Annotated in this window: 14 protein-coding genes; 6 read left to right on the top strand and 8 right to left on the bottom strand. The window is 71.7% G+C overall.

All coding sequences use genetic code 11. From position 1 onward, the window contains the following. Positions 1 to 26 precede the first annotated feature (26 nt). Complete coding sequence (locus WMF12_RS04505; RefSeq protein WP_437866331.1) at positions 27 to 1,826, top strand: sigma 54-interacting transcriptional regulator; 1,800 nt, start codon at positions 27 to 29, stop codon at positions 1,824 to 1,826. A gap of 72 nt (positions 1,827 to 1,898) precedes the next feature. Here the strand turns inward: WMF12_RS04505 and WMF12_RS04500 are convergent, their stop codons facing one another. Continuing rightward, positions 1,899 to 3,755 carry a hypothetical protein gene (locus WMF12_RS04500; protein ID WP_437866319.1) on the bottom strand — a complete coding sequence of 619 codons (1,857 nt, stop codon included), beginning with the start codon at positions 3,753 to 3,755 and terminating at the stop codon, positions 1,899 to 1,901. A 168-nt stretch (positions 3,756 to 3,923) separates the two neighbouring features. Continuing rightward, positions 3,924 to 5,228, bottom strand: coding sequence for a glycoside hydrolase family 5 protein (locus WMF12_RS04495; RefSeq protein ID WP_437866312.1), 1,305 nt, complete (start codon positions 5,226 to 5,228; stop codon positions 3,924 to 3,926). A gap of 503 nt (positions 5,229 to 5,731) precedes the next feature. Between WMF12_RS04495 and WMF12_RS04490 the strand changes: the two genes are divergently transcribed. Further along, the gene (locus WMF12_RS04490; RefSeq protein ID WP_437866298.1) at positions 5,732 to 6,448 is read left to right on the top strand and encodes an RNA polymerase sigma factor; all 717 of its coding nucleotides are present in this window, start codon (positions 5,732 to 5,734) and stop codon (positions 6,446 to 6,448) included. 354 nt (positions 6,449 to 6,802) lie between these two features. Next, positions 6,803 to 7,261 carry a hypothetical protein gene (locus WMF12_RS04485; RefSeq protein ID WP_437866288.1) on the top strand — a complete coding sequence of 153 codons (459 nt, stop codon included), beginning with the start codon at positions 6,803 to 6,805 and terminating at the stop codon, positions 7,259 to 7,261. Between the two features lie 212 nt (positions 7,262 to 7,473). On the opposite strand, the gene WMF12_RS04480 is transcribed toward WMF12_RS04485, so the two are convergent. After that, positions 7,474 to 7,860: an NFACT RNA binding domain-containing protein gene (locus tag WMF12_RS04480; RefSeq protein WP_437744383.1), complete on the bottom strand. Its 387-nt coding sequence runs from the start codon at positions 7,858 to 7,860 to the stop codon at positions 7,474 to 7,476. A gap of 14 nt (positions 7,861 to 7,874) precedes the next feature. Next, positions 7,875 to 8,870 (bottom strand): lysophospholipase, encoded by a 996-nt coding sequence (locus WMF12_RS04475; RefSeq protein ID WP_437866274.1) that lies wholly within the window; start codon positions 8,868 to 8,870, stop codon positions 7,875 to 7,877. Positions 8,871 to 8,987: 117 nt separating this feature from the next. Between WMF12_RS04475 and lon the strand changes: the two genes are divergently transcribed. Next, the gene (gene lon, locus WMF12_RS04470; RefSeq protein ID WP_437866269.1) at positions 8,988 to 11,399 is read left to right on the top strand and encodes an endopeptidase La; all 2,412 of its coding nucleotides are present in this window, start codon (positions 8,988 to 8,990) and stop codon (positions 11,397 to 11,399) included. A gap of 6 nt (positions 11,400 to 11,405) precedes the next feature. On the opposite strand, the gene WMF12_RS04465 is transcribed toward lon, so the two are convergent. The 3 genes from WMF12_RS04465 to WMF12_RS04455 form a co-directional block, all read right to left on the bottom strand. Next, positions 11,406 to 12,359, bottom strand: coding sequence for an N-acetylmuramoyl-L-alanine amidase family protein (locus WMF12_RS04465; RefSeq protein ID WP_437866261.1), 954 nt, complete (start codon positions 12,357 to 12,359; stop codon positions 11,406 to 11,408). Between the two features lie 162 nt (positions 12,360 to 12,521). Continuing rightward, the gene (locus tag WMF12_RS04460) at positions 12,522 to 13,772 is read right to left on the bottom strand and encodes a DNRLRE domain-containing protein (protein ID WP_437866249.1); all 1,251 of its coding nucleotides are present in this window, start codon (positions 13,770 to 13,772) and stop codon (positions 12,522 to 12,524) included. Positions 13,773 to 14,419: 647 nt separating this feature from the next. After that, a complete protein-coding gene (locus WMF12_RS04455) occupies positions 14,420 to 15,643 on the bottom strand; it encodes an MFS transporter (protein WP_437866237.1) in 1,224 nt (407 codons plus the stop codon). A 132-nt stretch (positions 15,644 to 15,775) separates the two neighbouring features. Here WMF12_RS04455 and WMF12_RS04450 point away from each other — a divergent pair, with 132 nt between their 5' ends. Together WMF12_RS04450 and WMF12_RS04445 are read left to right on the top strand one after the other, a co-directional pair. Then, positions 15,776 to 16,636, top strand: a complete 861-nt coding sequence (locus WMF12_RS04450) for an MBL fold metallo-hydrolase (protein WP_437866231.1) — start codon at positions 15,776 to 15,778, stop codon at positions 16,634 to 16,636. Between the two features lie 400 nt (positions 16,637 to 17,036). Continuing rightward, entirely contained in the window at positions 17,037 to 18,899 is a 1,863-nt protein-coding gene (locus tag WMF12_RS04445; protein WP_437866221.1) for a hypothetical protein, read from the top strand. A 103-nt stretch (positions 18,900 to 19,002) separates the two neighbouring features. On the opposite strand, the gene WMF12_RS04440 is transcribed toward WMF12_RS04445, so the two are convergent. After that, entirely contained in the window at positions 19,003 to 21,465 is a 2,463-nt protein-coding gene (locus WMF12_RS04440) for an ATP-dependent helicase (protein ID WP_437866215.1), read from the bottom strand. Between the last annotated feature and the right edge of the window lies 1 nt (position 21,466).

Genomic DNA, 21,466 nt, shown 5'->3' with positions numbered 1-21,466 from the left:
GCAATGAGAGAGTCGGCCGCGAGAGGATGAGCGAGGCAACGGCGTCCGGCGGCCCGACCCGAACAGACGAGGCGCCGCGCGGGGCCGACGAGGGCGGCTCGTACCTGCTCGTGGTGCAGGGGAGCTCCTCGTCGGTGCTCCGCCTGCCGCGGAGCGGCGTGGTGCTCCTGGGCCGCGGGCCCCGGGCCGACGTGCGCCTCCGCAACACCTCGGCGTCGCGGGAGCACGCGAAGATCGTGCTGCTCGACGGGCGCGCGCAGCTCGTCGATCTCGGCAGCCGGAACGGCACCCTGCTCAACGGCGTCCGCGTCGACGGCGCGAGGCCGCTCGGCTCGGGCGACGTGGTGTCGATCGGCGAGGCCGTCGTGGTGATGCGGTGCCCGCGCCCCGCGAAGAGCCGGCAGGTCCTCGAGATCGCGGAGCTGCGGCGGAGGATCGAGGGGGAGATCGACAGGGCGCTGCGCCACGATCGGCCGGCGACGGTGATCGCCGTCCAGCTCGGGGCGGCCTCGGCCCGCGAGGTCGTCGCCGGCGCGCTGGAGCGGGAGCTCGCGGTGACCGATTTCGCGGGCTTCGAGGCCGACGACCGCCTCCTCGTGCTCTTGCCCGAGGCGGACGCTACGGCGGCGGGCCACGCCGTGCAGCGGCTCGTCGACGCCGTGCACGCCGTCGCCGCGGCGCCGAAGGTCGGCGTGGCGACGGCGCCGGCGGACGGCTGCGACGCGGACACGCTCGTCGCGTCGGCCCGGGCAGCCGCGGAGGTCGCGCGCCCCGGGCAGCCGGCGACCGCGGCGGAGGCGGTGACCACGCTGGAGATCGGCGGGCAGCGCACGGTGCTCGCCGACGCGGCCATGGTGCGCGTGTTCGATCTGATCCGGCGCCTCGCGGCGACGGACCTGCCGGTGCTGGTGACCGGCGAGACGGGCTCCGGAAAGGAGAGCGCGGCGCGCGCGCTGCACGAGTGGTCTCCGAGGGCGCGGCGGCCGCTCGTGACGCTCAACTGCGCCGCGATGCCCGAGAGCCTGGTCGAGAGCGAGCTCTTCGGCTACGAGCGAGGCGCGTTCTCCGGCGCGACGGGCCCGAAGCCGGGCCTCCTGGAGCACGGGAGCGGGGGGACCGTCTTCCTCGACGAGATAGGCGATCTCTCGGCGAGCGCCCAGGCGAAGATCCTGCGCGCGATCGAGACCCGGCGGATCCTCCGGCTGGGCGACGTGCGCGAGCGCGAGGTCGACATCCGCGTCGTCGCCGCCACGCACAAGGATCTTCAGGGGGAGGTCAAGGCGGGCCGCTTCCGGCAAGATCTCTATTATCGCCTCGGCGCGGCCACGGTGATCTTGCCTCCTCTCCGGGAGCGCCCCCGGGAGATCCTCGCGCTCTCGCGGGCGTTCCTGGCCGACGCGTGCGCGCGCGCGGGGCGCGAGGAGATGGTCCTGTCGACGGAGGCGACGGAGCTCTTCACGGCCTATGCGTGGCCGGGCAACGTGCGTGAGCTGAAGAACGTCATCGACTACATCGCGGCGACGGTCAGCGCGCGCATCGTCGAGCGCGGACACCTGCCCGCTGCGCTCGCGGCGGGGCCGCCGCGCCCCGAGGGCATCCCGCCCTCGGTGGCGCCGGCCTCCCGCGCGGCGCCCTCGGCGAGGGGTGCTGGCCGGACGTTCCGGCCGCTCGCCGAGGAGGTGAGGGAGCTCGAGCGCACGCGCATCGCCGAGGCGCTCGCCGCGGTGGGCGGGGTGCAGACGAGGGCGGCGGAGGCGCTCCACATGCCGCTGCGGACCTTCGTGCTGAAGATGAACCGTTACGGCCTGGCGAAGCGCAGGCGGTGACGCCGCCGCCGGGCGCGGCTCCGAGCCGAGAGACCTCTCGCGGCGCGCCCCGATCGGGTTACCTGGCGACCTTCACTTTGAAATGACCTTCGTGCACGTCGCGCCGAAGTCGACGTAGCCGACCGGGCAGCTCCCCCAGCACACGGGGCCCGCGCCGCTGTAGCCGGAGGCGCAGGCCGGATAGCAGAGACCCGCGTCGTATTGCTGGCCCGCGCCGCAGCTCGTCGGCACGGAGCCGGCGCCGCGCCCGTAAGAGCTCTTTCCGAAGATGTGCGCGTCGATACGGCACGTGCAGCCGTCGTTGCTATACCCCGGCGGGCAGGTGGAGCAGCCCTTGGCGAAGGTCAGGCCGCAGGCGTCATACCAGGGGCACGCGGAGTTGTTGGCGTTGATGATCTGCGCGTCGCGCCGGCACGTGAGGCCGTCGTCCGTGTACCCGGCCGGGCAGCTCTGCCAGCACACCGGGCCGACCCCGTAGTAGCCCGAGGCGCAGGCCGGATAGCAGAGACCCGCGTCGTATTGCTGGCCCGCGCCGCAGAGCGTCGGCGCCGTGCCGACGCCGCGCCCGTAGCTCGGTTTGCTGACCGTGGAGGAGCACGTCGCGCCATCATCGCTGAAGCCGGGCGGGCAGGCCGGCACCGCGGCGGGGGCCGGGACGGCAGGGTTCTGCACGTGGAGGCGCGCCTGGAACTCGTAAAGGCTGTGGATCGCGCCGGGGTTTGCCTCCAGCACCTGGATCATCGCGCTGTCGCCCACGATATCGGAGAGATCGAGCAGCGCATTGGCGATGCGCTTCTCGTTCCAGTCCCGGTACTGGCTCGACGGACACGCGGCCCCGCCGCCGCAGAGGCGGCCGCGCGCGCCGGCCCGGGCTTGCTCCCAGTAGTCCGCGAAGCCCTCGTTGAAGGCGTACCCCTGGTTGGCGATCTCGGAGCCGTCGTGAGAGCGCCCATAGACATAGGCCACGTCGTCACCATTCCAGTGGTTCAGATCCCCGTCGGCGACGTGCCGCACGCTGTGCCCGAACTCGTGGGTGATGACCCGCCGGCGCTCCGCGGCCGTGCTCCCCCAGGTGCTCGTGAGGAAGTCCGTGCGAATGTTGATGTAGTCGTAGAACGTGAAGGGCGTGCCCAGGTAGACCCCGCTCCAGCGCAGCATGCGCAGCGCGTGCGCGGGCGGCTGAGCCCCGCGGGCAGCGTGGAAATCGCGCAGCGTATCGACGCCGAGCCGCCAGAGCTCGCAGTCGACGCCGCTCAGCGTGACCACGTCGACGTCGAGATCGCCGCTCGAGCGCGGGCTGCCGGCGATATCGACCCCCTGGCCGCGCGGGGCGTGCAGGTCGTCCATGATCGTGAGCGGCGTCGTCACGCCGCTCGAGCTCACGACGCCGTCGTACGTCACGTCGAGGTGCACGCTCGCGCTCGCGGTCGACGAGATGGGGATCCTGAAATCGCCGTTCGCGTCCGTCACGCCGCTCCCGAGGCCGGGAATGCTGATCGGCGCGAACGCGAGCGCGCTCGTGATGGTCCCCGCGCCGTCCGGCGCGGCGCACTGCAGGCGCCCGATGACGGCCGCGGACGGCGGTACGCAATGGAGGCTCGTCACCTCTGCGACGCAGATCGAGTCCCACTGGGTGGTACAGCAGTATGGGTCCGCCGCGCAAACGCAGCTCTGGACGGCCGCGTCGTTGCAGCCGGCGAACGGGTGCGGGTTCACGCAGTCGTTCACCTTGAGCTCACTGTCCGCCTCGGCCGTCGATTCAGCCTCGGCCTGCGGCTCACCTGGATCGCCGGAGGGCGCTGAGCCCTCATGATCGCCCGAGGGCTCAGCGCCCTCGGGGACGGCGCACGCGGCGAACGCCCCCGCGGCGAAGAACAGCACGGCGGACGCAGAAACCCTCGCCATCCCGACGTTGCGTGTCGATGACATGCCCCTCTCCTTGATGTGGTCTGGACCGATCCATGTCGTCCAGCCACCCCAGGTACGCGGGCCAGGTTTGAAGGTTTCGCGCCGCCGTCCAGTTTCGCGATGGCCGGACAAAGCGACGGCCGGGGGCGCGCCGCGCCCTCCATGCCGCCGGAGCGCCAGCGGCGCGGACTACCGGTTGACGGCGCTCACGACGGCCTGCCACTCCGTCGAGAACGAGCCGTCCGTGCGCTTGATGTCCGTCCCCGTGTCCCACAGCACGGGAACGACGCCGCGAGACCGCGCCGCCTCCACCACCGACCGCATCCACAGCGTCCGTGACGCCGCCTCACGGGGGTAGTTCGTGCCCAGCGTGACGCCGAACTCGCCGAGGATGATCGGGAGGCTCCGCTGCGCGCTGAACGCGCCGAGCGTGTCGAACTTGCTCTTCAGCTCTGCCTTCTCGGGCTCCGTGCCCCACGTCGTCTTGGGAGAGCCCCAGCTCTCCACCGTGTCGAGGCCGCAGAAGGTGTAGGGCGTATAGTAATGGATCGAGAGGAAGAGGCTCTTCGCGCCGGCCGGATCGGCCGGCACCTTGAAATCGCTCACACACGTCCTGTCGATGTCCGTCACGAAGCCGGCGATGAGCAGGGCGCGGCTCGCGTTGTAGCCGCCCTGCTCGCGCACGGTGGTGACGAAGAGCTGGTTCATCTCGTTCAGGGCGGCGTAGTCCGGCGTCCCGCCGTCGTGAACGCCGTTGACCCAGTAGTTCCCCTCCTCGTTCATCCCCTCGAGGATCAGCTTGTGGCCGACGTCGCTGAACGCCGTGGCGATCTGGGTCCAGTAGGACGCGAACTTGGTCTTGACCTCGTCGGTGAGCTTGTACTTATCGGCGTTGTCCTCGTTGTAGATCCAGCCCCCGTCCCAGTGGATGTTCACGATCGAGTACATTCCGGCGGCCTCGATCCAGCCCACCACCTCCTTGACTCGGGCCATCTTGGCGGCGTCGATCGTGCCGTTGGCGGCGTAGGTGTCCCAGGCCACGGGCACGCGCACCGTCTTGATGCCGTGGTTGGCCATGCCGTTGATGAACGTCTGCGTGATCAGCGGCTGGCCCCAGCCCGTCTCCCAGTCGGTCGTGTTCTCCAGCGTGTTGCCGATGTTGGCCCCGATACCCATGTCGGGGACCATGGCCGCGGCGTCCACCGGCGTCGCTGATCCGCCGGTCCCGCCGGAGCCCCCGACTCCCCCCGTACCGGCACCGCCCGTGCCGGCACCGCCCGTGCCGGCGTCGCCCGCACCGGCACCGCCCGTCACGGCGTCGCCCGCGCCGGCACCGCCCGTGCCGGCGTCGCCCGTGGCCGTACCTCCGCCGCTGCCTCCGGTGGCCCCTCCAGAGGCCGCGCCTGCGCCCGACGTGACATCGGGATCCGTCGAGCTGCAAGCGACCAGCAAGCCGATAATCGAGAAGGAAGCGAGTCGATACGCGTGGGTCATGGGTCCTCTGCGGGTGATGGAAAGGAGCTCGTCTCCCTCAGGTTGCGCTGCGCCCCTGCCAGCCGTCACAAATCGCACGGACGCTCCCGGACCGCCATCCGCGCCGGATCCTGGGAGCCCGAGCTCGGCCTTCGGGACCAGGCGGCGGCTCGCTACCAGGGGGCGGCTCGCCGTCGCCCTGCCGCCGCGCGCGGGCGGAGCGCCCTCCGGGTGCAGGAGTTACCGGGATCAGGCAAGAGTTACCTAGCCCGGTCGTGCAAGAGTTGCACGAGCTCGCCAGGGGGACGCGTCACGCTCGCTGGAGCGCGCTGCGCCCGCGGCGCCGGCGCGGGCACACAGGCTGCTAGGACGACAAGGCCCGTGCGCCTCGCAGGGTTCTCGAACACCGGATGACGGAGCGAGGCGCGGAGCGGGTCACGTCCGCCGCATCCGCCTCGCATCTTTCTTCTGCCGCCTCCTGTCTTCCGTGCGCGCACACCCGCGGACGCGGGCGAGGACGGCAGATGCATGGCGAGACGAGCGAGGACGCCCCCTGCTTGCAGCCCGAGGAGATCCGCTTGCCCGACGCCAACATGACGACATCCGCCCTCAACTCCGCGCTCGGCGGAGAGATTCGGTCCCTCCGATCCGTGATCGCCGCGCTCACGCCGGTGATTCACGCGCGGGTCGGCCGGGCGCTGCACCGGCGCCGCGCGCGGTTCGCGGGCGGGGCGGACGACCGCATGGACGACCTCGTGCAGGACGTGTTCGTCGAGCTGTTCCGCGACGACAGCCGGGCGCTCCGCGCCTGGGATCCAGCCCGCGGATTGAGCCTCGCCAACTGGGTCGGCCTCATCGCCGACCAGAGGGTGGCGGCGGCCTTCCGCTGCCGGAAGCGGCAGCTCGACGACGCGGCGCTGCCGCTCGACGACGCGCCGGAGGAGGGCGCCCGGTCCGACGACGATCCGGAGGCCAGGGTGCTCGCCCGCGACGCGCTGGAGCGCCCCCTCGGCCTGCTCCGGGCGGAGCTCAGCCCCCTCGGGCGTTCGCTCCTCGAGGCGCTCCTCATCGAGGAGGAGCCGATCGCCTCGGTCTGCGCGCGGACGGGCATGAGCGCCTGCGCGGTGCAAGCCTGGAGCAGCCGCCTCAGGCGGCGGTTCGCGGAGCTGGCCGCCGGGGGCGGCGAGCACGCGCGGAGCGGGCCCGGAGGACGGAGCAGGGCGGCCTCGCTCTGCGCATGAGCGCAGCGGCCTCGCAGCGCGCCGCCTCAGCCCTCGACCGCGCCACGTGCTCGCGGGGCACCACGATGGGCCGGAGCCTCACGGCCCAGAGCCGCTCGGCGCCCTCCAGGGTGAGCGTCAATCGATCCCCTTCGATGCGAAGCTGCACGGCGACAGTCTAGCTGTTCGCGAGCGCCTGGCGAGCAGCTGTCGCTGCCAGATTGCCGCCATGGTGAAACGCAGCGAAGAAGAAAAAGACATGTGATGTCAGATGTGGCGAGCGTCGCGCATACTCCTCTATCGACGACGGCGAGGCGCCCGCCCCCGGGTGGAAGCGGCGCCTCGCCCCTCAGCACAGCGATGGGAGAAGACATCATGTTTCATGACACGAACCTGCGCTCGATGAAGATGAACCTTTGCGCGCTGCTCGCGACGACCGCGGCGCTCACGACGCTCCTCTCCGCGTGCGGCGCCCCGCCCGTGGGCGATCTCGAGGGCGCCGAGGAGGAGAACCTCTCCGAGCAGGCGGATGCGCTCGCGGGGCCCGCGAGCGGCCGCCTCACCTGCGCTGTCGTCCGCTGTATGGACGGGTTCGTCTGCGAGGAACAGAAGGGGAGGGCCGCGTGCGTGCCCGCCCCGATGCGCCAGTGCGTGACCGACGCCGACTGCAGCCTCGTCGACAATTACTGTGGAGGCTGCAACTGCAACGCCGTCCCCACGGGCACGGCCGCGCCCAAGTGCCTGGAAGAAGAGGTGGCGTGTCTGGTCGCGCCGTGTTCCGGCCTCACCGCTTCCTGCCAGGCCGGAGCGTGCGTGATCGCGAACGAGCTCTGACAGAAGCCCCCACGACGACGTACCGAGCCGCCGCTCGCCCCTGCGCGGCTCGCTGTCGACCTCGCACCACGCCCCGGCGCTAGAGCGGCGGTCACCCGCACAGGAGACGGGCCCAGATCGGCGTTTTCGGCGCGCAAGCGCACTCCGGTGCGCTGAGCACCGAAAACGTCGAGGTGGGCCCGTATCCGAAGCGGGTGACCGTCGCTCTAGGCTCACCCCGGATCGCGCCCGGGGATCTCCGGCCGCACGCGCACGCTCTTCCACCGCGCGAGCTGAACGAGCCCGGCGGGCGCGCCCCGCGGCTTGCTCACGTCCCCGGCCCGGCAGACGTGGACCTCCACCTTGGCGGCGCTCCGCGCCTTCGAGTACCACGCCGCCGCCGCCGCGGCGCGCTCGACTACCTCGCGCGGGACCTCCACGCGCTCGGGGTTGCGCACGATCACGTGGCTGCCCGGCGTGCCGCCGGCCACGTGCAGCCAGAGATCGTGCGGCTCGGCGACCTCGAAGGTGAGCGCGTCGTTGTCCTCGTCGCCGCGGCCGACGAGCACCTCGAAGCCATCGATCGTGAGCGTGCGGTACGGCCGCCCCTTGCTGCCCATGCCGGCCTCCGCCGTCAGCCGGGCGCGGCGCCGGCGCCCGGCCCGACGCCCGATTGCGCGGGCCTCGCCGGCGCCCTCGCCTCGCCCGCGACCTCGGCGGCGAGCCACGCGAGCAGGTCCCGCACGACCTCCTCGCGGTTGATCTCGTTCAGCATCTCGTGGCGCCCGCCGGGGTAGAACCGCTGCGCCACCCTGCGGAGACCGGCGGCGCGGTACGCCTCGATCATCTGGGTGACGCCCCTGAGCAGCCCGCCGACCGGGTCGCGAGAGCCGGAGAAGACGTAGATGGGCAGGTCCTTCGGGATGCGCGAGAGCCGCTCGGGGCGCGCGAGTGCCGCCATCGCGTCGAGCAGGTCGACCCAGAGCGAGGTCGTCGCCGGGAAGCCGCAGCGGGGATCGGCGATGTACACGTCGACCTCGGCGCGATCGCGAGAGAGCCAGTCGAAGGGCGTGCGCGTCGGGGCGAACATCTTGTTGAAGCTGTCGAAGCTCATCGTCTGGAGGAGCTGGCTCTTGCCGCGCTCGCCCAGCCGCCTCCGCTCGGCGCGGGCCACGAGCCGGCCCGCGTCCACGAGCGCGTTCGCCTTGCCCGCGGCGCCGGAGAGCACCGCGCCGTCGATCGAGCCGCCGTGCTCGATCAGGACCTCCTGCGCGAGCGCGGCGCCCATGCTGTGGCCGAAGAGGACGACCGGCAGGCCGGGGTGCTCGCCGCGCGCGCGCGCGATGAGCTGCGCGAGATCGCGGACGACCCGCTGGAAGCCGCCCTGGCTCGCGAAGAAGCCGAGCTCGTCGCTCCCGCGCGCCGTCGCGCCGTGGCCGCGGTGGTCGTTCGCGTAGACGGCCCACCCGTCGGCGCAGAGCGCCTGCGCGAGGCGCGCGTAGCGGCCCGCGTGCTCCGACATGCCGTGCGCGACGTGGACGACGCCGCGCGCCCCGCCGTCCGGGAGCCAGCGGTACACGAAGAGCTCTCGGCCATCGTCCGCCTGAAACGTGAAGGTGTCCGCGGGCATCGCGGGCCGACCCTACCACCGCTCCGCGCGCGGCTGACCACGATTCTCGATGCTTCCGCGCCGAAAGGAGTTTTCGGTACGGTCCTCCATGGCATGAGGTTCGCACAAAGGCCGGCCATGCCCGAGCGCCGATCGTTGCCCGTGCTCTCGTTGCGCGACACCGTCCTCTTCCCTGGGATAGCGACGCCCATCACGGTCGGACGGTTGAAGACGCTCCGCGCGGTGGAGGCCGCCCTCCGGGTCGAGGGAGAAGACAAGCGCATCTTCGCGGTCGCCCAGCGCGACGCCGCCGAGGAGCCCACCGCGGGCGGCCTCTTCTCGATCGGCGTGATCGCCCGCATCACCCAGGTGCAGCGGTTCGGGTCGGGCCTTCAGCTCGTGCTCTACTGCGAGCGGCGAGCGGCCGCGCCCCGCTACACCGAGGTCGACGGCGTGATCCGCGCGCCCGTCATCGAGCTCGCCGATCTACCCCTCCGTCCAGAGGAGGACGGCGCCCTGGAGGCGCTCTCCCGCGAGGTGCGCGAGCGGGCCGTCGAGTACGGCCGCCACCGCGGCGCGCCGGAGGACGTGCTCAAGCAGTTCGTCGGCAGCATGTACGGCCCGGCCGAGCTCGTGAACCACATCGCCTTCTACCTGGACCTCCCGACCCCCGAGAAGCAGGCGCTGCTCGAGATCCTCTCGACGGAAGAGCGGATGCGCAGCCTCGCGCTGCACCTCTACCGGCAGATCGGCATCGTGGAGACCCAGGAGAAGATCAGGACGACCGTCGAGGAGGAGCTCGGCGAGCGGCAGCGGGAGATCTACCTGCGCGAGCAGCTGCGCGCGATCCAGAAGGAGCTCGGCGAGGAGGACGACGAGAACGCCGCCGCACGTCTTGAGCACAAGCTGCAGCGGGCCAACCTGCCGGCGGAGATCCTGCAGGAGGCGCGGCGCGATCTCACGCGGCTGCGGCGCATGGGGCGGGAGACGTCGCCGGAGGCGCAGGTCCTCATGACGTGGCTCGAGTGGGTGGCGGATCTGCCCTGGAACCAGCGGACCGACGACCATGTCGATCTCGATCGGGCGCGGGCGATCCTCGACGAGGATCACTACGGCCTGGGCGATGTGAAGGACCGGGTGCTCGAGTTCCTGGCCGTCCGGAAGCTGCGCCTGGAGCAGGCGAGGAGCGAGGGCGAGCGGAGCCGCGCGATCTCCCGCGGGCCGATCCTGCTCTTCCTCGGTCCGCCCGGGACCGGCAAGACGTCCATCGCGGAGTCGATCGCGCGGGCACTCGGGCGCAAGTACGTCCGCGTCTCGCTGGGCGGGGCGCGCGACGAGGCGGACATCCGCGGCCACCGGCGCACGTACGTGGGCGCGATGCCCGGCCGCATCCTCCAGGGCATCAAGCGGATCGGCTCCAAGAACCCGGTGATCGTCCTCGACGAGGTCGACAAGCTCGGCGCCTCCTACCAGGGCGATCCTGGCGCGGCGCTGCTCGAGGTGCTGGATCCGGCGCAGAACGACGGCTTCGTCGACCACTACCTCGGACTGCCGTTCGACCTGTCCGAGGTGCTGTTCATCTGCACGGCGAACTTCCGCGAGACGATCCCCGCTCCGCTGTTCGACCGGATGGAGCCCGCGCTGTTCGCCGGGTACACGGAGCAGGAGAAGCACGAGATCGCCCGGAAGTACCTGCTCCCCCGGCAGCGGAAGGAGTGCGGGCTGCGCGAGGAGCAGCTGCGCGTGACGGGCACGGCGCTCGGCGGGATCATCAGCGGATACACGCGCGAGGCGGGCGTGCGGCAGCTGGAACGGACGCTCGGCGCGCTGGCGCGGAAGGCCGCGCGCCGGATCGCGGGCGGCGAGATCGAGCGGGCTGTGGTGGGCGCCGACGACGACGTGAAGGAATTGCTCGGCCGCGCGAGGATGCGCCTTGAGCGGAGGCTCCAGTACGATCAGCCGGGGGTCGCGACCGGCATGTATTACACGCAGATGGGTGGCGACATCATGCACGTCGAGGCGAGCGTGATGCCCGGCAAGGGCGATTTCGTCCTCACGGGGCAGCTGGGCGACGTCATGAAGGAGAGCGGCCGCGCGGCGCTGAGTTATGCGCGCGCGCACGCGGCGGAGCTCGGCGTGCCGTCCGATCGGCTGCAGCGGCGGGACGTTCACATCCATGTTCCGACGGGGGCGGTGCCGAAGGACGGGCCGAGCGCGGGCGTGACGATGGCGGTGGCGCTGGTGAGCGCCCTGTCGGGCAGGCCGGTCAGGAGCGACATCGCGATGACGGGGGAGATCACGCTTCGCGGGACGGTGCTGCCGATCGGGGGGATCAAGGAGAAGGTGCTGGGGGCGCACCGCGCGGGGATCTTCGAGATCCTGCTGCCGGCGGACAACGAGGCGGATCTCGACGATCTGCCGGCCGAGGTGAGGAGCTCGCTCGAGTTCTACCTGGTGAACACGCTCGACGAGGCGCTCGCGCTCTGCCTGCGGCTCCGCTCGATCCGCCTGGAGGCGCCCGAGGAGATGCCGCACGCGCGGGCGTCCTGACGCGCCTCAGGTGGGCGGCGGGGAGACCGGCGCGCCGGCGCCGCCGAGCGTGTCGGCCGGCGCGCCGTCGCCGCCGAGCGCGCTGGCCGGCGCGCCGGCGTCGCCGAGCGTGTCGGCCAGCGCGGCGGCGGCGGCGGCGGCGAAGGCGTCGAGCGTGGCGGGCTCGGTCCAGCGGGTCGCCTCGCGGGCGTCGAGCGCGTGGTGGGTCTCGACGAGGATGGAGGGCATGGAAGGGCGGCGCAGCACGAAGATGCGCTGTCCCGGGGGGCGCCGGTCGAGGAAGACGCCGGGCTGGGCGGTGTCCGGCGCGTACAGGCCGCTGTACGCGGCGCCGTCGTAGGGCAACAGGCCTGCTTCTTCCATGCGCCTCGCGAAGCCGCGCGCGAGCGCGAGCCGGAGGGCGCAGAGGGCGGGATCACCTTCGTCTGACCACAGGACGGCGAACCCCGGCGCGGCGAGGCTGAGCGGGCACTGGCGGCCCTGGCCGGGCGACCACGTCTCGGTCCTGCCGCGCACGTCCGAGTGCAGGCTGACGAAGGCGTCGGCGCCCCACCGGGCGGCGTCCTCGACGCGCTCCGCGTAGGGCAACGGACGGTCGCCGGCCCTGCCCACGCGCGCCTCGAAGCGCCCGGTGGCGTTGAGCCGCTCGGCGAGGGCGCGCGCCGCGGCGAGGGTGAAGTCCTGCTCGTCGACGCAGAAGCAGGAGAGGTTGCCGGAGTTGCCGGGGGCGCCATGTCCGGCGTCGAGGTAGATGCGGCGGACCCCGAAATCCCGTGGAAAGACGGCGGAGGGGGCGACGACGCGGGCCCCTGGAAACGGCCACCCGCTCGGCGCGATCGGGAGCTTGAGGGCGCGCCGCGCCGCGATCTCGCGCGGGGAGCCCGGGGCGAGCGCCCGTGAGAGGGCGGCGGCGCCGGCGGCGCCGGCGAGACCGAGGACGAGCTTCCTGCGCGAGATCACCGCGGCTCCGCTTGCTATCAAAGGCGGAGCGCGGCGTCAGGTTCTCGGCAAGCGAGCGTGGCCGAGGTGACGAAGGGGGCGTGACGTGGCGACATCCCGAGATCGCCCGGGACGTCCGAGAGCTCGTGACCCGGCGTGCCCTGCACCTCGGCCGGAACCCCGCTACTGGGCCGGCGTGTAGCAGAGCTCGAGCTTCGGCCGGGGGGCGATGTTCGTTTGCTCGCTCGAGCGGATGTCGGTCCGACCGTTCACGTCGTGGAGCGCGACGCCGTGGTTCGGGGAACCATCCACCCAGGACTGGACGAGGGCCGCCACGTTGGCGGTCACGACGGCGCTCGCCTGGGCGACGGTGGTGATCGAGGCCTCGACGGCCGGGTTGTATCCGGGGAAGTTGCCGGCGTGCACGGTCGACTCCTGCCAGGGGCCGTTCACGCGGTGCAGCTCGATGGTGCTGGCGCTCGCCTTCCACGTGTGAGACAGCGAGAGGGTCGCGGATTCGACGTCGGAGCCCGCCGGGATGAACGACAGATCGAAGGCCAGCACGCCCAGCTGCACGCCCTCCGGGAACGTATTCATGACGACGTACGGGTAATCGCCGTACGGCCACGAGACGCCGGGCTGGATATGCGCATCCTGCACGCTCCCGTAGGTGCCGCGCTGCACGACCACGCACACGGGCTCGGCGGGCGCGGGGGGCTCGCAGGCGTCGCCGATGCCGTCGGCGTCCGTGTCGACCTGGGAGGGGTTGGCCAGCGCCGGGCAGTTGTCGCACGAGTCGAACACCCCGTCCTGATCCGTATCTGCGGCGACCACGGTGATGTTATCGAGCAGCGTCCCCTGGCCGTTCGAGATGCCCAGGTCGTTGAACTGGAGGCGCGTCGTCGTGCCGGAGGCCACGAGGGTATAGGTGTAATTGACCCATGCGGAGCTGGCGGTCGTCAGCGTGGCCACCTGCTGGCCGCCCCAGACGACGCCTAGCACGTTCTGGCTCGCGCTCGTGCCGGGGCGCGCGGCGAAGGCGAACCGGAGCTGGTAGGTCGCTCCCGGGACGGTCGTGAGGTTCTGATAGATGCCGCTCGAGTTCGTGGCGTCCAGCTCGACGTGCTGGTCGCCGTGCGCGGGGTTCATGCCGTTCGAGTGGTCATGGATCTGGATCTGACCATAGGCAGCCTGCCAGCCGGTGATCGAGCCGTTGTAGATCGACGACGTGCCGGGCCACACGTCCGGCGATTCGAAGCTGCCGTTCGTGACGATGTTGCCGGAGGGGAGCACCGAGCAGGAGACGAGCGCCGCCGCGCCCTCGCCGATGGCATCTTCGGTATCGTCGTGCGGCTCGGCTGTAGCCATGCAGCCGGAGATCATCGAGGCGAGCGCGAGCGCAGAGGCAGAGATCGACAGATAGGCGGTTCTCATAGGAGAGCTCCTCGTTGCGGCGCCGGCATAGCGGCGCCGCGCTGTGCGGCGAGCTGCCGCACGCTGTTGACTTAGAAAATACTTCTTCCAAACTGGGCGATGCTGATACGGTGCTCCATTTGCCCGAAGGCGGAGCGCTGAAGGAGTCATTCGTCAACCAGCGCGTGCGGCACGACGGCACAATGGGACGGCCGTTACCAGGCGCTCGCCTCCCGGATCGTGGCCGACCTCGACCTCCCTGGCCCCCAGGAGGATCTCACCCCTCTTGGGGGATGAGGGGCGTCGCCGGCCGGGCGATCGATGGATGAAGTCGGGCGAGCGCGGTCACGAGCGATTCTTGCAGCAGTCAGCCGTAGCGCTGTCTGGTTATATCATGAAATGGGCGCGCGGATCATCGTCTTTCGCACCAGCCAGCGCCGCGACGAAAAAGGCTGTCCCACTGATCTCGTGAGAAAAAGAGCCATGGTGGGCACCGCGGGCGCCGAGGGAAGAGGAGAGAGCAAAAATTCTTCATCTCTCCTCTTTCCCCCTGCGTTTCGGCGTCTCGGCGTCTTCGGCGTCTGTCTTGCTTCTACGATTCAATTTCGCCAGGTCACGGAACTGGGGCAAAATTGGTCACTGGGGCAAAATGGGACGACCGGGCCGGCTCACTCCTCTCCCGCTCTCCGCTCCCGCAGCGGCAAGAGCAGCCCGAGAAAGGCGACCGAGATCACGGTCCCCAGGGCGAACAGGCCTGCATAGCCGAGCCGCTGGGCGACGGCGCCCGAGAGCCACACAGCGGGCGATTTGCCGAGCACCTCCACGCTGGCCAGCAGCGTGTAGTGCGTCGCGCCGACCGACCGCCGGACACGCGACATCATGAAAGCGAACACCGCCGTCGTCAGGGCGCCGCCGAAGAGGTGCTCGGCCACGGTGACCGCGACGACGGCCTCCGCGGTGGGCGCCCCCGCCGCGGCGAGGTACCACTCGCCCGCCATCGCGACGGTGCGCAGCGCCGAGGTCACCCCGACGGCGGCGAGCAGCGGGATCCGCTGCGACAGGAGGCCTCCCGCGAGCGAGCCGGCGATCGACGCGACGAGGCCGTACGTGCCCACCCAGAGGCCGATCCGGTGCGGCGGGAAGCCGGCGTCGACGAGGAACGGCTTGAACATCATGTCGACCATCGCCTCGCCGAGCTTGTAGGTCCCGAGGAAGGCGACGACCCAGAGCGCGCCAGGCGCCCGCAGGGCGGCGAAGACCGCCGCGAGCACCTCGCGGAGCGACCGGCGCGCGTGCGCCTCGACCTCGCTCGCGGGAGGCTCGCGCAGCGCGAGCGAGGCCAGCGCCGAGAGGAAGACGAGCGCGGCCATCGCCCCGAACTGACCGCCCCAGCCGATCCAGGCGCTCGCCCAGACGAGCAGCCCGCCCGCGACGAGCATGCCGACCTTGTAGCCGACCACCTGCGCGGCGTTCGCCAGGCCGAGCTCACCGCGCCCGAGCAGGTCGATCGCGAGCCCGTCGACCGCGATGTCCTGGGTGGCCGCGAGCAGGTTCATCAGGAAGACCAGCGCGAGCAGGGCGCCGAGGTGGCGCGACGGCGGGACGAACGCGGCGGTCGCGCACGTGAGCGAGAGCAGCACCCCGAGCGGCAGGATCCACGAGCGGCGCCTGCCGAGCCGCTCCCAGCCGTAGCGGTCGACGAGCGGCGCCCAGAGCGCCTTCGCCGCCCACGGGACCGCGAGCGCGCCGGCGAAGCCCACGCCGGAGAGCGAGACGCCGCTCGCCCGCAGGAAGACGGGGAGCGCCGTCGCCTGGAAGCCGAACGGAATGCCCTGTGCGAAGTACAGCGCGGCGAGGGCGGCGATCGTGCCGACGCGCGTTCGGTCTGCCACGACCGACAATCGTAACCGAGCGGACGAGCGTCGGTCGCCGGAAACACGGACACTGGCGTACGTTTCGATCTCGATCTCGATGAGCACGCCGCAACGACTCACCCCGTCTGCCGGCCGGACGAGCCCGCGCCGATGATCGCCGACACCTTCTCTCCGCGATCGCTCGCGCCGGCGGGCGAGGTCCGGGTGCGGTGGCTGGGCACGGCGGGGTTCGCGATCGAGCACGCCGGCGCGGTGGTGCTCATCGATCCCTATCTCACGCGCGCTTCGCTCCGCCGTTGCGTGGTCGGCCGGCTCGTCCCCGACGTGGCCGCCATCGCGCGCCACGCGCCGCGCGCCGACGCCGTCATCGCGGGCCACACCCATTTCGATCACGCGCTCGACATCCCGGAGATCGCGCTCCGCACCGGGGCCACGGTCTTCGGCTCGCGCTCCGCGGCGGCGCTCTGCCGCGCCGCCGGCGTCCCCGCGGCGCGCGTGCGCGACGTCGAGCGCGCGCCGGGCGGCGAGCCCGTGGTCGACGAGGTCGGCCCGTTCCAGCTGCGCTTCTTCCCGAGCGCTCACGCCCGCCTGCTGCTCGGCCGGGTCCCCTTCCCCGGCGACATCTCCGATTGCGACCAGGTCCCGCTCCGGGCCGAGCGTTACCGGTGCGGCGCCGTCTTCGCGGTGGAGATCCGGGTCGCGGACCGGCGCATCGTCCACCTGGGCAGCGCGGAGCTCGTCGAGGCGGGCCTCGATTGCAGGGAGCCCGACCTGCTCCTGCTCTGCGTGGCCGGCTGGACCACCTCGAGCGCTTTCCCCGAGCGCGTCGCGCGCGCCCTGTCGCCGCGCGCGGTGCTCTTCTCTCACTGGGACAATTTCTTTCTGCCCCTCGATCGCCCTGCCGTCGCGCTCCCCGCGATGCAGGGAGAGCGCCTGGCAGAGCGCCTCGGCCGGGCGTCGCGCGATGTGAGGATGGGCGTGCTCCCGCTGCTAGGCGAGGTGTGGCTCTAGAGCGGCGGTCACCCGCTTCGGATACGGGCCCACCTCGACGTTTTCGGTGCTCAGCGCACCGGAGTGCGCTTCCGCGCCGAAAACGCCGATCTGGGCCCGTATCCGAAGCGGGTGACCGCCGCTCTGCTCTAGGTCGAGGTGCGTTGTTTCCTCGCCGCCCTGGGGACTTTGTACCAGGGTGGGGGGGAGCGGGGATGCCTTCCCCGGCCGGCGCGCTGCGTGCGAGAGGCCGCGCGGCGTCGTCTCGGCCGTCGCTTGCGGCCATGGCGGAGCTCCGGCTAGATTCGCGCGCGCATGAGCCCTTCCCGTCGCTGGCCCTCCTCGCGCGCGAAGCGCTCGTCGCGGCCGCTCGCCATCACCCGCTTTGCTGGGCGGGCATCACAGATCAGGTGAGGATACCTTGATTTCGTTCATCGCCGCCTTCAACCTGCCGGACGCGAGCGACCGCGATCCCGGCGCGTTTCTTCGCCGCGCGGCGCTCCTCGTCGGCGAGCGGATGTCCTCCATGGGCCCGGAGCCCCGGATAACGGTGGAGGTCCTGCCAGAGGTGGGCGGCGGGTGGGCGCTCCTCACGCCGGAGCCGCGGGCGCGGCTCGCCCTGCTCGATCAGGTGGTCACCGACACGCACGCTGTGCTGTTGTTCGGCGAGCTGCAGGGCGAATCCAGGGCTGCGCCCGCGAGGGCCGTCCTCCGCGCCTGGACGTCGGGCGGCGGGGACGCGGTGGCTGCGCTCGATGGCAATTTCTCCGCCATCGTCGTCGACCGCGAGGAGCGCACGGCCTCGGTGATCTCGGATCTGCTCGGCCGCCGGGCGCTGCGCACCCTGCACGCGGACGGGGTCCTCTACGTCTCTCCGCACGATGTCGCGCTCGTGGCGACCGGGGCGTGCCCTGTCGAGATCGACCACGCCTCGGCGTGCTCGATCATCACCGCGGACTGGTCCATCGGCGGGCGGCCGCTGCTCGCGCGCGTCGAGCCGGGCGATCCGGCGCACTGGCTGCGCCTGCGGGGCGGCCGCCTGGAGCGGCTCCCCGCGCCGCTCGGGCTGTTCGAGCGCCGCATCGACGCCCGTGACGCGGCCGCGGTCCGGGAGCGAATCGACCGGATCGTCGACACCATGCGCGAGAACACGCGCTTCGCCGCGGCGGGCTGCGACACGGTCCGCGCCGATCTGACCGCGGGCATCGACAGCCGCGCGGCTTTTGCGCTGGTCGCGTCGATCGTGCCGGCGGAGCGCATCGTCGCCAAGACCACCGGCGCGACCGACAGCCTCGACGTGCGCGTGGCCAGGCGCATCGCCGCCCTCGTGGGCGTACGCCACGAGCACCGCGAGCTGGATCTGCCCATCCACGACGATTTCAGCCGTCACGCGGATCTCATCGCGTTTCACATGAACGGCGATTCCAGCGCCAAGCGCGCGATTGACAGGTATCCGAGCTGGGACGACCGCCCCCTGGGCTTCGAAGGGGGTGGAGGCGAGATCTTCCGTGGCTATTACTATGCTCGCCCCGGCCAATACACGCGGGTGGCCCGCGCCAACGCGGACGACGTCACGGCCTTCTTCGTCCGGAAGTGGCGCCGCCCGACAGCGCTGAGCTTTCGCTCACCCGATCCTCTGGCCGCCGTCCGCGAGCGCACCCGCTCGGTGGTCGAGGCGATGTTCCGGCGCTCGCCCGACCTCCACGACGTGCTCGATCAATTCTACCTCTTCGAGCGGTATGGCCGCTGGGGCGCGATCACCTCGCGTTTCGCCTGGTGGAAGACCTTCTCCCCGTACGCGAGCCCATCCGTCGTGCGGCTGGCGTTCGGCCTGCCCTCCCCGATTGGCACGCACGCGGGCCTCCACGACGCCATCGTTCGCCGCTTCTTGCCGTCCGCGCGCGGCATCCTCGTGAACGACAACTCCCTGCTTCCGCTCCAGGGGCCCGGGCTCACACGCCTGCTCGCGCGCGATCTGCTCTATGTCACCGGCGAGCTCTGGCGAGCGGCGACCGCGTGGCGCGGCCGCTCCGGCAAGAAGCGCCGCTCGGCGGACGCCATGCGCGCCGACATGCTCGCGGGGCCGCTCCACGACCACGCGCGCGACGTGCTCCTCTCGCGAGACAGCATCGCCGTGGACCTGCTCGGACACGAGCCCGTCGCCCGCCTGCTGGACGAGCACAGGGCGCGCCGGCAGCACCTGGAGAGCCTGTGCAACCTCCTCAGCATCGAGCATTTTCGGCGCCTCGCCACGTCCACCGCCGCGGCCGCGTCCAGCCGCTGACACCGGGTCGCTCAGGGCCCCTCTCAGGGGCCCGGCCGCTGGGCCGCACTTCCCGCGCGGCCGGAACCGTCCCTGGTCAACGCGCTGCCAGAGCCCGCCCCTCTCACGGCCCGGCGCGCAGGAACGCCACCTTGATCCGCTTCTTCCCCCACCCGGAGAACTTCACGGTCGCGATCGGATCGGCCCCAGGATCCACGCTCTCGACCACGCCCGGCCCGAACCGCTCGTGGTACACCCGCATCCCGCGCCGCAACGCGAGCCCCTCGCCGCCCTCGGCGCCCGGGTCGACCGCCTCCCGCTCGACGTACCGCTCGCCCGGCGCCCGGTCGGGGACGTCCATGCCGCGCGCCATCGCCCCCCTCGCCGGCTCGCCCTCCCGCGAGAACCGCGCCCCTGCGAACCGCTCGTCCGCCTGCGCCCCGGGTCTCCGCTCGCGGCCCTCCCACGAGCGCTCCTGGCCGCCGAACCGGAGCCCGGGCGCGGCGTACCCGCCGCCCCCGCCGAACCCGCCCTCGACCCGGCGCTGCGCCATCATGCTGGCGGGCGTCGCGATCCCGCGCACCGAGGCCGGCGGCAGATCCGCGAGGAAGCGGCTCGGCAAGCCGTAACGCGTCTGGCCGAAGATCGCCCGCCGCGCCGCGTGTGTGATCCAGAGCCGCTCGCGCGCCCGCGTGATCGCGACGTAGGCCAGCCGGCGCTCCTCCTCGATGTCGCCCTTGCGGTTCGGATCCTGGCTCCGGAACGGGAACAGATCCTCCTCCATGCCGGTCAGGAACACCGCGTGGAACTCCAGCCCCTTCGCGGCGTGGATCGTCATCATCGCCACCTTGGGCACGTCCGCGAGCGCGTCGACGTCCGACACCAGGCTCACCCGCTCGAGGTAGCCCGCGAGCGTCGCCTCGTCGCCCGCGGCGGTCGCCTCCTGCTCGTAGTCGACGAGCGACTGCACGAGCTCGCGCAAGTTCTGGAGCCGCGCCTCCGACTCGACGCTGTCCTCCTGCTCGAGCGCCTTGGCGTAGCCCGACCGCGCGAGCACCTCCTCCGCCAGCGCGCTCGGCGAAGCGCTCTTCGCCTCGGTCATGAGCCCGTGGATCAGATCACGGAAGCCGAGCAGGCTGCGCTTCGCCGCCGACGCGAGCGGCGGCAGCTGGCCCCCCGGCATCGCCGACGGCGGCACCCGCCCCTCCAGGAGCGGATCGATCGCCTCGAACAGCGACACGCCCAGCAGGTCCGCCGCCTGGATGAGCTTGTCGACCGTGCTCTGGCCGATCTTGCGGGCGGGCACGTTGATGATGCGGTTGAGATCCACGTCGCTCTTGGGGTTCGCGATCACGCGGAGGTACGAGAGCAGGTTCTTCACCTCCGCCCGCTCGAAGAAGCGCGTGCCCCCGATGATCTGGTACGGGATGCGCGCCTCGCGCAGCACCTCCTCGAGCACGCGCGACTGCGCGTGGATCCGGTAGAACACCGCGATCTCGTTCGGCGAGACGCCCTCCGCGATGAGCTCGCGGACGCACTCGACCACCCACGCCGCCTCGTCGTGCTCGCTGTCCGCCGCCACCACGTCGATCGGCGTGCCGTCCTGGTTCGCCGTCCAGAGCTCCTTCGGCTCGCGATCCGACGCGTGGCGGATCACGCCGAGCGCGCCCCGCACGACGTGCCCGATCGAGCGGTAATTCTGCTCGAGCTTCACCACCGTCGCGTGCGGAAAATCGCGCCGGAAGCCGCGGACGATCCGGACGTCCGCGCCGCGCCAGCGATAGATGCTCTGGTCGTCGTCGCCGACCACGCAGAGGTTGTCGTGGCTCTTGCAGAACGCCCGGACGAGCCGGTACTGCACCTGGTTCACGTCCTGGAACTCGTCCACGAGCACGTGCCGGAAGCGCCCCCGGAGATCCTCGCCGGCGTAGCTCGTCGGGTCCTCCGCGATGCGCAGCACGGAGAGCAGCAGGTCGTCGAAGTCCACCGCGCTCGCCGCCTTGAGGTGCCGCTCGTACGCCTCGAAGCACCGCGCGATCGCGTCGTCGAAGTAGCCCTTCCGCTCGAACTCGGCGGGCCCCCGCCCCTCCTGCTTCTCCGCGTGGATGCGCGAGAGCACCTGGCGGGGCGGATAGCGCCGATCGTCGAGGTTGAGCTCCTTGAGCACGCGGTTCATGACCGCCCGCTGATCGTCGTCGTCGTAAATGACGAAGTTCTTGTCGAGCCCGGCCGCCTCGTGGTGCCGGCGCAACAGGCGCGCGCACACCGCGTGGAACGTGCCCACCCAGAGGTCCTTCACGATGTCGGCCCCGATGAGCCCCTCCAGCCGGCGCTTCATCTCGGTCGCCGCCTTGTTCGTGAACGTCACCGCCAGGATCCGGTAGGGCGGGACACGGTGCGTGACGATGAGGTTCGCGATCCGGTACACGATGACGCGGGTCTTGCCGCTCCCCGCGCCGGCGAAGATGAGGAGCGGCCCCGCCGCGTGGCTGGCCGCGCGCGCCTGCGGCTCGTTCAGCTCCTCGTGAGGGAGGCCAGGCTCGGGCGGCGGAGAGCGGTCGGCGTCGTGTGCGGCGAAACGATCCACA

Origin of the sequence: Sorangium sp. So ce363 (assembly GCF_051520435.1) — a bacterium.
GTDB lineage: Bacteria > Myxococcota_A > Polyangia > Polyangiales > Polyangiaceae > Sorangium > Sorangium cellulosum_B.
Note: the sequence above shows the minus strand (reverse complement) of the source record. Positions and strands in the feature narration are given on the sequence as shown.